At 61.5% G+C, this 13,165-nt stretch carries 10 protein-coding genes; 7 read left to right on the forward strand and 3 right to left on the reverse strand.

The window, feature by feature from the left end:
- The first annotated feature begins 119 nt into the window (after positions 1–119).
- Entirely contained in the window at positions 120–1,265 is a 1,146-nt protein-coding gene (gene pdxB / locus PMI20_RS13215; protein WP_007921327.1) for a 4-phosphoerythronate dehydrogenase PdxB, read from the forward strand.
- A 98-nt stretch (positions 1,266–1,363) separates the two neighbouring features.
- Here the strand turns inward: pdxB and PMI20_RS13220 are convergent, their stop codons facing one another.
- Positions 1,364–1,543, reverse strand: coding sequence for a PA1571 family protein (locus tag PMI20_RS13220; RefSeq protein ID WP_007921326.1), 180 nt, complete (start codon positions 1,541–1,543; stop codon positions 1,364–1,366).
- A gap of 316 nt (positions 1,544–1,859) precedes the next feature.
- Between PMI20_RS13220 and PMI20_RS13225 the strand changes: the two genes are divergently transcribed.
- Positions 1,860–3,635 (forward strand): ABC transporter transmembrane domain-containing protein, encoded by a 1,776-nt coding sequence (locus PMI20_RS13225; protein WP_162136160.1) that lies wholly within the window; start codon positions 1,860–1,862, stop codon positions 3,633–3,635.
- 60 nt (positions 3,636–3,695) lie between these two features.
- On the opposite strand, the gene PMI20_RS13230 is transcribed toward PMI20_RS13225, so the two are convergent.
- On the reverse strand, positions 3,696–5,624 hold the full coding sequence (locus PMI20_RS13230) for a transglycosylase SLT domain-containing protein (protein WP_007921323.1): 1,929 nt from the start codon (positions 5,622–5,624) through the stop codon (positions 3,696–3,698).
- Between the two features lie 213 nt (positions 5,625–5,837).
- Here PMI20_RS13230 and PMI20_RS13235 point away from each other — a divergent pair, with 213 nt between their 5' ends.
- Complete coding sequence (locus PMI20_RS13235; RefSeq protein WP_007921321.1) at positions 5,838–7,757, forward strand: ATP-binding cassette domain-containing protein; 1,920 nt, start codon at positions 5,838–5,840, stop codon at positions 7,755–7,757.
- Between the two features lie 84 nt (positions 7,758–7,841).
- Here PMI20_RS13235 and PMI20_RS13240 read toward each other — a convergent pair whose 3' ends face one another.
- Positions 7,842–8,279 carry a universal stress protein gene (locus tag PMI20_RS13240; protein ID WP_007921319.1) on the reverse strand — a complete coding sequence of 146 codons (438 nt, stop codon included), beginning with the start codon at positions 8,277–8,279 and terminating at the stop codon, positions 7,842–7,844.
- Positions 8,280–8,383: 104 nt separating this feature from the next.
- Here PMI20_RS13240 and PMI20_RS13245 point away from each other — a divergent pair, with 104 nt between their 5' ends.
- The 4 genes from PMI20_RS13245 to PMI20_RS13260 all read left to right on the forward strand — a co-directional run bounded on the left by PMI20_RS13245 (position 8,384) and on the right by PMI20_RS13260 (position 13,067).
- Positions 8,384–8,821 (forward strand): hypothetical protein, encoded by a 438-nt coding sequence (locus tag PMI20_RS13245; protein WP_007921316.1) that lies wholly within the window; start codon positions 8,384–8,386, stop codon positions 8,819–8,821.
- A gap of 567 nt (positions 8,822–9,388) precedes the next feature.
- Positions 9,389–11,536, forward strand: coding sequence for a fatty acid oxidation complex subunit alpha FadB (gene fadB / locus PMI20_RS13250; RefSeq protein WP_007921314.1), 2,148 nt, complete (start codon positions 9,389–9,391; stop codon positions 11,534–11,536).
- A 29-nt stretch (positions 11,537–11,565) separates the two neighbouring features.
- Positions 11,566–12,741: an acetyl-CoA C-acyltransferase FadA gene (fadA, locus tag PMI20_RS13255; protein WP_007921313.1), complete on the forward strand. Its 1,176-nt coding sequence runs from the start codon at positions 11,566–11,568 to the stop codon at positions 12,739–12,741.
- Positions 12,742–12,830: 89 nt separating this feature from the next.
- The gene (locus tag PMI20_RS13260; protein ID WP_007921312.1) at positions 12,831–13,067 is read left to right on the forward strand and encodes a DUF1653 domain-containing protein; all 237 of its coding nucleotides are present in this window, start codon (positions 12,831–12,833) and stop codon (positions 13,065–13,067) included.
- Positions 13,068–13,165: the final 98 nt, after the last annotated feature.

Consider the following 13,165-nt stretch of genomic DNA (forward strand, 5'->3'; position numbering starts at 1 on the left):
TCAGGAAAAAACCTCTGTTGTCGATTTGTAAGTGCTGGCGGCGGTTGACGGAGTGGATTGCTCGCTGGCCGAAAATGGCCTTCTACGCCTAAACTGCGGCTCCGCGAAAGGAGCCTGCCATGCTGATTGTTGCCGACGAAAATATTCCCCTGCTCGATGCCTTTTTTGCCGGCTTCGGCGAGATCCGCCGCTTCCCGGGGCGGGCCATCGACCGCACCGCCATCGAGGGCGCCGATGTGCTGCTGGTGCGTTCGGTGACCCAGGTCAGCCGTGCCCTGCTCGAGGGTAGCCAGGTGCGGTTTGTCGGTACCTGCACCATTGGCACCGACCATTTGGACCTTGAGTATTTCCAGGAGGCGGGCATTCGCTGGTCCAGCGCGCCAGGCTGTAATGCGCGCGGGGTGGTCGACTATGTGCTGGGCAGCCTGCTGACCCTGGCGGAAATCGAAGGTGCCGACCTGACGCAACGCACTTACGGCGTGGTGGGCGCGGGCGAGGTCGGTGGACGGCTGATCGAGGTGCTGCGCGGCCTGGGTTGGAAGGTCCTGGTCTGCGACCCGCCACGGCAGCTGGCGGAAGGTGGCGACTACGTCAGCCTGGAACAGATCCTCGCCCAGTGCGATGTCATCAGCCTGCACACCCCCTTGACCAAGGCCGGCGAGCTGCCGACCTGGCATCTGCTGGACAAGCAGCGCCTGCGGCAACTGCGCCCCGGCGCCTGGCTGATCAACGCCAGCCGTGGCGCGGTGGTGGATAACACCGCTCTGCGCGAGGTGTTGCTCGAGCGTGAAGACCTGCAGGCGGTGCTGGATGTCTGGGAGGGCGAGCCCCAGGTCGACGTGGCCCTGGCCGACCTGTGCGTACTGGCCACGCCGCACATCGCCGGTTACAGCCTCGATGGCCGGCAGCGCGGGACGGCGCAGATCTATCAGGCGCTGTGCGATTACCTTGGGCAGCCGCAAGCGATTCATTTGCGCGACCTGCTGCCCCGGCCATGGTTGTCGGAGGTGAGCCTCGATGCCCATAGCGACCCGGCCTGGTCCCTGGCGATGATCTGCCGAGCGGTCTACGACCCGCGGCGCGACGATGCGGATTTTCGCCGCAGCCTGGTGGGCAGCGTGGCCGAGCAGCGCGCGGCCTTCGATGCGTTGCGCAAGGGTTATCCGCCGCGCCGTGAAATCGATGGGTTGGCCGTGCGCATCCAGGGCGACGCGCCAGGCTTGCAGCAGATCGTCTCGGCCTTGGGCGCGGTGTCGGTTCGCTGAAGGCTCGAACCCAGTCGTTTGTGACGGAGCGACAAGGAATCCGGCAGGCATAAAAAACCCGGCTTCAGGGCCGGGTCAAGAGGACGTGAGGCTATGTGTCAATCTTGCTGCGCAGGCTTGACCAGTCGCTTTTCCAGTTCGCGGCAGGCGTTCTGGATCATGTCTTCGGTGATCGGTACTTCGCGACCCTGAGCGTCGATGATGGCGCATCCCAGAGACTGGTCGGGGTGGGTACGAATCACTTCAATCTTGTCATTGCTGCTGTTTTGCAAGGACATGGCCTGTCTCCTCATCAGGTTGTGCACTTACTTTAAAACCGCCAGGTGACCAAGCTGTGACAACTCCCTGCAAGGTCCCACTACGGCGTTTTCTATCCGGGGAGTCCTCAGTCCAACAGAAATGTCTGTGGACTTCCACTCGGACCTTAGACCAATAGCATCTAGGCTCTAGTGTTGGCGGACATAATTAACCTGACTCATTTTGATTTACCCAAGTTCCAGGAAAATCGGTTCCGACAAACAGGGCTCAACCTCATCGCCTTGCTGGATCACGCGGTGGTGAATGGGGCGGGGCCGTTCCCAGGTGTGCTCCCGGATGAACTTCATGCTTTCTTCGCGTCAACGCCGGGCGATTCGCCTGGCCAGTCGTTTCATCGCGCCTTATCGCTGGCAGGCCCTGGGGGCGCTGCTGGCGCTGGTGGTGACCGCGGGCATCACCTTGTCCATGGGGCAGGGCATCCGCCTGTTGGTGGACCGGGGCTTCATGACCGGGTCGCCGGATTTGCTCAACCAGTCCATCGGTCTGTTTCTGTTATTGGTGCTGGGGCTGGCGGTGGGGACGTTCGTGCGTTTCTACCTGGTGTCATGGATTGGCGAGCGTTGCGTGGCGGACATCCGTCGGCAAGTGTTCAATCACCTGATCTACCTGCACCCGGGCTTCTATGAGAACAATCGCAGCTCGGAGATCCAGTCGCGGCTGACCGCCGATACCACCTTGCTGCAATCGGTGATCGGCTCGTCGCTCTCGCTGTTTTTGCGTAATGCGCTGATGGTCATCGGCGGCATCGTGCTGCTGTTTGTCACCAATCCCAAGCTCACCAGCATCGTGGTGATCGCCTTGCCGTTGGTGCTGGCGCCGATCCTGATTTTCGGCCGCCGGGTGCGCAGCCTGTCGCGCTTGAGCCAGGACCGTATCGCCGATGTCGGCAGCTACGTGGCGGAAACCCTGGGCCAGATCAAGACCGTCCAGGCCTATAACCACCAGCCCCAGGATGAGCAACGCTTTGCCCAGACGGTGGAAGAGGCGTTCAACACCGCGCGCCGGCGTATCGTCCAGCGCGCCTGGCTGATCACCCTGGTGATCGTGCTGGTGCTGGGGGCGGTCGGGGTGATGCTCTGGGTCGGCGGCATGGACGTGATCGCCGGGCGTATTTCCAGTGGTGAGCTGGCGGCCTTTGTCTTCTACAGCCTGATCGTCGGCAGTGCCTTCGGCACCCTGAGCGAGGTGATCGGCGAGCTGCAACGGGCCGCCGGCGCGGCGGAGCGGATTGCCGAGTTGCTGCGTTCGGAAAACCTGATCCAGCCGCCGAGCGACGGCCCGGCCAGCTTGCCCGAGCGGGTACGGGGCGAGCTGGTGCTGGAGAACTTGCGCTTCTCTTATCCGTCGCGTCCGGACAGTTACGCCGTCGATGGCTTGAGCCTGACTATCCACGAGGGGGAAACCCTGGCGCTGGTCGGGCCGTCGGGGGCGGGCAAGTCGACCCTCTACGATCTGCTGCTGCGCTTCTACGACCCGGAGCAGGGACGCATCCTGCTCGATGGCGTGCCCCTGACCCAGCTCGACCCGCAGGATGTGCGTCGCTGTTTTGCCCTGGTGTCGCAAAGCCCGGCGCTGTTCTTCGGCAGCATCGAGGAGAACATTCGTTATGGCAAACCCTCGGCCACCCCGGAACAGGTCAGGGAGGCGGCAAGGATCGCCTACGCCCATGACTTCATCGAGAACATGCCCGAGGGTTACCGGACCCATCTCGGCGATGCGGGGCTGGGACTGTCCGGCGGCCAGCGCCAGCGCCTGGCGATTGCCCGGGCGCTGCTGGTGGATGCGCCGATCCTGTTGCTGGATGAAGCCACCAGCGCCCTGGATGCCCAGAGCGAGCATTTGATCCAGCAAGCCTTGCCGAGCCTGATGAAGAATCGCACCACCCTGGTGATCGCCCATCGCCTGGCCACGGTGAAAAACGCCGACCGGATCGCGGTGATGGATCAGGGCCGGCTGGTGGCGGTGGGCACCCATCAGGAGCTGATCGCCAGCAATCCACTGTATGCGCGCCTGGCGGCCTTGCAGTTCAGCGATGGCCAGTCTGTGTCCTGACCTTGCGCTGGAAACGAAAATGCCCGCATCGCTGCGGGCATTTTTATTGGGCGTTATCGCTTACTGATCGTCGAAATACCGCTCATGCCAATCCACCAGTGGCTGTGGCGAATTGAGCTTCTGGCCGTAGATCACCGAATAGGACAGCACGTTCTGCACGTACTGGCGGGTTTCGTCGAACGGAATGCTCTCCACCCAGACGTCGAAGCTCAGGTGGTCGGCGCCACGGAGCCATTGGCGCACGCGTCCGGGGCCGGCGTTGTAGGCGGCGGAGGCGAGCACCCGGTTGCCGTTGAACTGGCTGTGCACCTGGCTCAGGTAGGCTGCGCCGAGCTGGATGTTCTTGTCCGGGTTCAGCACTTGCTGCGGCGAGGCCAGCGGGATGCTGAACTTGCGCGCGGTTTCCTTCGCGGTGCCGGGCATCAGCTGCATCAAGCCGGCCGCGCCGACGCCCGAGCGAGCGTCGTCCATGAACGCGCTTTCCTGGCGGGTGATCGCGAAGACCCAGCTCGAGTGCAGGCCACGGACCTTGGCTTCGCGCACCAGGGTGTCGCGGTGGGCCATCGGGAAGCGGATGTCCAGGTCGTCCCAGTACTTCGCCTGGCTGATGGTGCGAATGGCCGGGAAGTACCATTTCAGGTCATAGGCCAGCTTGGCCTGGGCAACCATTTCGTCACGGTTGAAATGACGGCTGACGTGGTACCACTCACGCCGGCCATCGACGATCTGGCCACGGGCATGAAACTCCAGGGCGCGCCGCACGCCGGGCGTATTGCGCACCTTGTTGATCACCTGCTGGCTGAGCACCAGCGGTTTGTTGTTCAGCTGATAAGGCAGCTGGGTACGGTCGGCCGCGAGGAAACCATAGAAATCGCGCTCGTTGGCCAAGCCTTTGTAGAGGGTCTGGGCCTGGGGGTTCTGCGGTTGGGCCAGTTCCAGGCTGCGCGCTTGCCAGTAGCGCCAGCGGTTGGTGGTCGCCAGGTCCTGGGGCAGCTTGCGGGTCAGCTGGTAGGCGTCTTCCCAGCGAGCCAGGCGCAACAGCAGGCGCAGGCGCCATTCGGAAACCGTGTTGTCGCGCAGCTCGGGATCGTATTTGGTCATCACTTCAAGGCCGCGGCTGTCGAAGCGCCGCGCCAGGGTCAGGCCGATTTCCCGGGCGATCGCCACTTTTTCGTCACGGGAGAAGTGCATGCTGCTGGCATAACCGTCGAGCAGGGCCATGGCCCTGTCCGGATCCTGGCGGGCCAGGCGGCGCAGACCCAGGCCGACCACGTCGGACATGGCTTCGCTGGCTGGAGTGAAGCGCGACGGCTGGCTGAGCAGTTCGGGCTTCTGGGCAACGTCTACTAGCAGCCGACCCTGAGGGGCGAGGGTGGTCATGCTGTTGACCAGGCTATTGGCCAGCGGATAGTTGCGGGCCTCGGCGGCCAGCTTGGCGCGCTGCCAGCGCTTCTGTTCGGTCAACTGGCCTTCGGCGGCCCACTGGGCGAACAACGCGTCGCAGGTGGCGGGCAGGGATTTGCCGCTGAGCCAGAGCTTGTCGGTGGCGGCGTAACCTTCGGCCTTGAGATTGTGGCCCAGCTGGTATTGCGCGTTCAGGCAGTCCAGCTCGGTGAAGTTGAGCTTGGGGTCGTAATACTTGACGAAGGTGGCCCAGTCGCCGCGTTCGGCCAGCCAGCGCAACCAGCGCAGTTTCATCCAGTTTGCCTGGGGCAGGTCGCCGTGTTCACGGAGAAACTTTTCGATCTCGGCGTTGCTGGCGGTCTTTAGCCGGGCGGTCAGTTCGTCATAGGCCAGATAGGGCTCGAGCGGGTAGTCGGCCAGGACCTGGCTGTAGCGGAAATACGGACCGGAGTCGCCCTTGGCCAGGGCGCGCTTGGCTTCATCGTAATATTGACGCTGGAGTGAGAGGTCCGCGGCCTGAGCGGTGTGCACGGCAGAGGCAGAAAGAAGCAGGCAGGATAAAAGGCTGAAAAGGCGACTGCGCATGAGACATCCGGGCAGAGAAATCATGACAAGTGCCGACAATGCCAACACTGATTATTCCCTAGCTTAGCCTTTTGCCAGCAGCGGGTGAAAGCTTTGCCGGCCTCTTGTCGCCAGTTCGCTGCAAATGTTGTTCAGGGTGCTTCAGGAGTGAAAATGCCGGCCTTCTGAGGCCTCAACTCAGGTAGAATGCGCGCCCGGTTTTTGGAGAAGCTCATGACCCTGCTCAAATTCAGCGATGTGTCCCTTGCGTTCGGCGCTATGCCGTTGTTGGACAAGGTGTCCTGGCAGATCGCCCGTGGTGAGCGGGTGTGCATCATCGGCCGCAACGGCACTGGCAAATCCAGCATGCTGAAGCTGGTCAAGGGCGATCAGAAGCCCGACGACGGTTCCGTATGGCGCGCGCCCGGTCTGAAAATCGGCGAATTGCCGCAGGAATTGCCAGTGGCCGACGAGCGGACGGTGTTCGACGTCGTCGCCCAGGGCCTTGATGGTGTTGGCGAATTGCTGGCGCAGTATCACCACCTGAGCCAGAACATCGTCACCGATGCCGATCTGGAAAAGCTCATGCACGTCCAGCATGACCTCGAAGCCCGTGACGGCTGGCGCTTGCAGACCCTGGTGGACAGCACCCTGAGCCGCCTGCAACTGCCGGCCGACAAGACCCTCGCCGAGTTGTCCGGTGGCTGGCGTCGTCGCGTCCTGCTGGCCCAGGCCCTGGTGTCCGAACCGGACCTGCTGCTGCTCGACGAACCGACCAACCACCTGGATATCGGCGCCATCGCTTGGCTGGAAGAAGCCCTGAAGGACTTCCAGGGCGCCGTCCTCTTTATTACCCACGACCGTTCCTTCCTGCAGAACCTGGCGACCCGGATTCTCGAGCTGGACCGTGGTGGGCTGATCGACTGGAACGGCGACTACGCCAGCTTCCTGGTACACAAGGAGGCCGTGCTGGCGGCTGAAGAGACGGCCAACGCGCTGTTCGACAAGCGCCTGGCCCAGGAAGAAGTCTGGATTCGCCAAGGCATCAAGGCCCGCCGTACCCGTAACGAAGGCCGTGTGCGTGCCCTCAAGGCCCTGCGTGTCGAGCGCAGCGAGCGTCGCGAGCGTACCGGCAAGGCCAATATCCAGCTGGAAACCGCCGACAAGTCCGGCAAGCAGGTCATGGTGCTCGAAGACGTGAGCTTCGCTCATCCGGGCGGTCCGTTCCTGGTCAAGAATTTCTCCATGGTCCTGCAGCGCGGCGACCGTATCGGCCTGCTCGGCGCCAACGGTACCGGCAAGACCACGCTGCTCAAACTGATGCTGGGCGGCCTGGTGCCGAGCAGCGGCAAGGTCGAGGAAGGGACGCGTATCGACGTGGCCTACTTCGACCAACTGCGTCACCAGCTGGACCTGGAAAAGACCGTGATCGACAACGTCGCCGAAGGTCGCGACTTTATCGATATCGATGGCCAGAGCCGCCACGTGCTCAGCTACCTGGGGGATTTCCTGTTCAGCCCGCAGCGTGCCCGCACGCCGGTCAAGGCGCTGTCCGGTGGCGAGCGTGCTCGCTTGTTGCTGGCCAAGCTGTTCAGCAAACCGGCCAACCTGCTGGTGCTCGACGAACCGACCAACGACCTGGACGTGGAAACCCTCGAGCTGCTGGAAGAAGTGCTGCTGACCTTCCAGGGCACCGTGCTGATGGTCAGCCACGACCGGGCATTCCTCGATAACGTGGTCACCAGCACCCTGGTGTTCGAAGGTGAAGGCAAGGTTCGCGAATACGTCGGCGGTTATCAGGATTGGTTGCGCCAAGGCGGTTCGCCACGGCTGCTGGGCGTGACCGAGAACAAGTCGGGCAAGGCCGAGCTGAACTCGGCAGTGGTTGCGCCTGTGGCGGCGGCACCTGCCGCGGCACAGGAAGCACCTGCGGCCAAGAAGAAGCTCAGCTACAAGTTGCAGCGCGAGCTCGAGGCGTTGCCTGGCCAGATCGAAGCCATGGAGCAGCAGATTGCCACCGTGGAAGCGGAAATGGCCGACGCTGGCTTCTATCAGCGTCCTGCGGCCGAGACCACGGCGGTCATCGCCCAGCTGGAACAGCTCAATGCTGAACTGGATGTGATGGTCGAGCGTTGGGCCGAGCTGGATGCCTGAGTGACCTGGCGGCAATAAAAAAGCCCGACATTCATGTCGGGCTTTTTGCAGGGCCGGTGCGGGCGGAGAATTCCGCCGGCGGGCTCAGCGTTTGACCAGGTGCACGGCCAGCACGTCGCAAGGGGCGCCGTGCAGCACGTCGTTGGCGGTCGAGCCCAGCAGCAGCGCCAGGCCGTGCCGGCCATGGCTGCCGACCACGATCAGGTCGCATTCCTGTTCCTTGGCCAGATGATGGATTTCCTGGCGTGGCTGGCCATAGGTCAGGTGGCTGTATTCCTTGGACAGCTCAGGATATTTGGTGATGAGGCGATCGAGGCGTTCCTTGGCCTGGTCGAACTGCTGCTGTTGCAATTGGGACAGGTCCATCGGTACGTCGCCGCCGAACGCCATGGCCATCGGCTCGACGATATGCACCAGGGACAATTTGGCGCTGTTGCTGACCGACAGCTCGCGAGCCCGGTGGATAACAGGATCGCACTCTTCGGTTAGATCTACGGCGACCAGAATATGGTGGTAGGGCATGAGGTGCTCCTCCTGAGGATTGCAATAGCTTCAAGTATGGCTGGTTTCAAGCGGATTGGTTCCGACCTGGATCAATCGGCTCATCAAGAATCGGGAGTACAGATATGACGGTCTGGATAGTGGTGTCAATCCTCGCGGTGGTGTTGAGCCCGCTGGCATGGCTGCGCCCGTCGCGCCGCCAGAGCGGGCAGATCGCTCTGCGCATGGAGGCGCGCCGCATGGGCCTGGGCATGCAACTGGCGCCTCAGGAGTGGCCGCACTGGATGGATCCGCAGCCTCCAAGCCCCTGTGCGCAATACCATCGGCCGCGGCGCGGCACACAACCGGCCTGCTGGGCCTACTGGCAAAGTGCGCCGGGCGTGTGGGTCAACCAATGGCGGGAAGTCTGTGTGGATCCTGCCTTGCTCGAGCGCTTTCGCACGCTGCCGGCCAACGTGTTCAAGGTCGAGGCCGACCGGCAGATGATCGTCTTGTATTGGGGCGAACGTGGCGAAGCCAGTGTTTTGCAAGACATTGCCGCAGTGCTCAAGGCGCTGGCGTGAAGCATGACCTGCGCCGCAATGGCACAGGTTATTGAAAGGCAGGCAATAAAAAGCCCGACAAGGTCGGGCTGGGTTGGCCAGGCAGGCCGGTAAATCCTTTCTGATCCCCTGGTTCTGAGCGGCGGGGGATGAGAGTTGTCGCTGATCTTACGCCTGGTTTTCGGCCAGGCATCCATATTTTTGCTCCAGGATTGTGCCAGCGTAGCCGCGAATCGGTTATGGGGCGACGTATTAGGGCGACTTTTCTAAAGATTGATTCTATGAATGTCCTGAGATGAGCAGGCTTGTTGATGGTGCGTGCCCGTCTGGAATGACTAAGAAGTCGCGTTTCAAACAACCTTTTGGGCGATTGACAATTGTCGGATTTTGCCTGAATGTGGCGTACCCAAATCAAACGGGCGTATGAATTGAGCGTTTGTATTACCAGACGGCTCTTCCAGAATCCCGACTATCGCGTTGGCGGGTGTGCCTGGCGGATTGGCGTAGCATCGATGGAAACGTCGCTGCCGAGTCAGAAGTTAGCGTCCGACGTGTACTGTTCAGCTTCCATATCGTGGAGATCAGTTGATGATTTACGAAGGTAAAGCCATCACGGTTAAGGCTCTTGAAAGTGGCATCGTCGAATTGAATTTCGACCTCAAGGGTGAGTCCGTCAACAAGTTCAACCGTCTTACCCTGAACGAATTGCGTTCGGCCGTGGACGCCATCAAGGCAGATGCGTCGGTCAAGGGTGTGATCGTCAGCAGTGGCAAGGACGTCTTCATCGTCGGCGCCGACATCACCGAATTTGTCGACAACTTCAAGCTGCCGGATGCAGAGCTTGTCGCAGGCAACCTCGAAGCCAACAAGATTTTCAGCGATTTCGAAGACCTCAACGTTCCGACCGTTGCCGCGATCAATGGCATCGCGCTGGGCGGCGGTCTGGAAATGTGCCTGGCAGCTGACTATCGCGTCATGTCCTCCAGCGCCAAGATCGGCCTGCCGGAAGTCAAGCTGGGCATCTACCCGGGCTTCGGCGGTACCGTTCGCCTGCCACGCATCATCGGTGCCGACAACGCCATCGAATGGATTGCCGCCGGCAAGGAAAACCGTGCTGAAGACGCACTGAAAGTCGGTGCGGTCGACGCTGTCGTCGCTCCGGAAAAACTGCATGAAGCGGCCTTGGCCACCGTCAAGCGCGCCATCTCCGGCGAGTTCGACTACAAGGCCAAGCGTCAGCCGAAGCTGGAAAAGCTCAAGCTCAACGCCATCGAACAGATGATGTCCTTCGAAACCGCCAAGGGTTTTGTCGCCGGCCAGGCTGGCCCGAACTACCCGGCGCCGGTCGAAGCCATCAAGACCATCCAGAAAGCCGCCAACTTCGGTCGTGACAAGGCGCTGGAAGTCGAGGCAACAGGCTTCGTCAAACTGGCCAAGACCTCTGCTGCGCAGAGCCTGATCGGCCTGTTCCTGAATGACCAGGAACTGAAGAAAAAGGCCAAGGCCTACGACGAAATCGCCCACGATGTGAAGCAGGCCGCCGTACTCGGTGCCGGCATCATGGGGGGCGGAATCGCCTACCAGTCGGCGTCCAAAGGCACGCCGATCCTGATGAAAGACATCAACGAACACGGTATCGAGCAAGGCCTGGCGGAAGCCGCCAAGCTGCTGGTCGGCCGTGTCGATAAAGGTCGCATGACCGCGGCGAAGATGGCCGAAGTGCTGAACGGCATTCGCCCAACGCTGTCCTACGGTGACTTCGGCCACGTCGACCTGGTGGTCGAGGCGGTCGTCGAGAACCCTAAGGTCAAGCAAGCGGTTCTGGCCGAAGTCGAAGACCAGGTCAAGGAGGGCACCATCCTCGCTTCGAACACCTCGACCATTTCCATCAGCTTGCTGGCCAAGGCCCTCAAGCGTCCGGAGAATTTCGTCGGCATGCACTTCTTCAACCCGGTGCACATGATGCCGCTGGTCGAAGTCATCCGTGGCGAGAAGTCCAGCGAGCTGGCCGTGGCCACCACCGTTGCCTACGCCAAGAAAATGGGCAAGAACCCGATCGTGGTCAACGACTGCCCGGGCTTCCTGGTCAACCGCGTGCTGTTCCCGTACTTCGGCGGTTTCGCCAAGCTGGTCAGCGCCGGCGTGGACTTCGTGCGCATCGACAAGGTCATGGAAAAGTTCGGCTGGCCGATGGGCCCGGCCTACCTGATGGACGTGGTCGGTATCGACACTGGCCACCACGGTCGTGACGTGATGGCCGAAGGTTTTCCGGATCGCATGAAAGACGATCGTCGTTCGGCTATCGATGTGCTTTACGAAGCCAAGCGCCTGGGCCAGAAGAATGGCAAGGGTTTCTACGCCTACGAGGCCGACAAGAAAGGCAAGCAGAAGAAAGTGGCCGACCCGTCGGTGCTGGAAGTGCTCAAGCCTATCGTGTACGAGCAGCGTGAAGTCACTGACGAGGATATCGTCAACTGGATGATGATCCCGCTGTGCCTGGAAACCGTTCGTTGCCTGGAAGACGGCATCGTCGAAACCGCGGCCGAAGCCGACATGGGCCTGGTGTACGGTATTGGTTTCCCTCCATTCCGTGGCGGTGCGCTGCGCTACATCGACTCGATCGGTGTTGCCCAGTTCGTTGCCCTGGCCGACCAGTACGCCGATCTGGGCGCGCTGTACCACCCGACCGCGAAGCTGCGCGAGATGGCCAAGAACGGCCAGAGCTTCTTCGGTTAAGCGCCCCCTACTAGAGCGAGAGTGAATATATGAGCTTGAATCCTAGAGACGTCGTGATTGTCGACTTCGGTCGTACTCCGATGGGCCGCTCCAAGGGCGGCATGCACCGCAATACCCGCGCCGAAGACATGTCGGCGCACCTGATCAGCAAATTGCTGGAACGCAACGCCAAGGTCGATCCGGCGGAAGTCGAAGACGTGATCTGGGGCTGTGTGAACCAGACCCTGGAGCAAGGCTGGAACATCGCGCGCATGGCGTCGCTGATGACCCAGATCCCGCACACCTCGGCCGGCCAGACCGTCAGCCGTCTGTGTGGCTCGTCGATGAGCGCGCTGCACACCGCCGCCCAGGCGATCATGACCGGCAACGGTGACGTCTTCGTGGTGGGTGGCGTCGAGCATATGGGCCACGTGAGCATGATGCACGGCGTCGACCCGAACCCGCACATGTCCCTGTACGCGGCGAAAGCCTCGGGCATGATGGGCCTGACTGCCGAGATGCTCGGCAAGATGCACGGCATTACCCGTGAGCAACAGGATGCCTTCGGCCTGCGCTCCCACCAACTCGCCCACAAGGCGACGGTGGAAGGCAAGTTCAAGGACGAAATCATCCCGATGCAGGGTTACGACGAGAACGGTTTCCTGAAACTGTTCGACTACGACGAGACCATTCGTCCCGAGACCACCCTGGAAAGCCTGGCGGCCCTCAAGCCGGCCTTCAATCCGAAGGGCGGCACTGTGACGGCCGGTACTTCGTCGCAGATCACCGACGGTGCTTCGTGCATGATCGTGATGTCGGCGCAGCGTGCCCAGGACCTGGGCATCCAGCCGCTGGCGGTGATCCGTTCGATGGCGGTGGCGGGTGTGGATCCGGCGATCATGGGCTATGGTCCAGTACCGGCCACGCAGAAAGCACTGAAGCGCGCGGGCCTGGGAATCGCCGATATCGACTTCTTCGAGCTCAACGAAGCTTTCGCGGCGCAGGCTCTGCCGGTGCTGAAAGATTTGAAAGTGCTCGACAAGATGAACGAGAAGGTTAACCTGCACGGCGGCGCGATCGCCCTGGGTCACCCATTCGGCTGTTCCGGTGCGCGTATCTCCGGCACCTTGCTCAATGTCATGAAGCAGAATGGCGGCACCTTTGGCGTGTCCACCATGTGCATTGGCCTTGGCCAGGGCATTGCCACTGTCTTCGAACGCGTTTAAGCGTTGCGTTGATGGAAGCCGGGGCCCAGTGCCCCGGTTTTTGTTTTTCTGAAGATTTATTATTTTTTATTTTGCACGAGGGCCAGAACATGCAATTACAACCCGGGCTCTATCAGCATTACAAGGGACCGCAGTACCGCGTTTTCAGCGTGGCGCGGCATTCCGAGACGGAAGAGGAAGTAGTGTTCTATCAAGCCCTGTATGGCGATTACGGCTTTTGGGTGCGCCCCTTGAGCATGTTCCTGGAGTCGGTCGAGGTTGACGGCGAGCAGGTGCCACGCTTTGCTTTGGTGCAGGCCGAACCCAGTCTTTTTTCGCAGCCTTAAGCTGAGGTCGCGCAGAACCCTGCGCTTGACCTCACCTTGTTGCCACTATATATAGCGGTGCCGCGTCAGGCGCCAACCGCCTCTCACTTCTCGAATTC

The organism is Pseudomonas sp. GM17, assembly GCF_000282175.2.
Classification (GTDB): domain Bacteria; phylum Pseudomonadota; class Gammaproteobacteria; order Pseudomonadales; family Pseudomonadaceae; genus Aquipseudomonas; species Aquipseudomonas chlororaphis.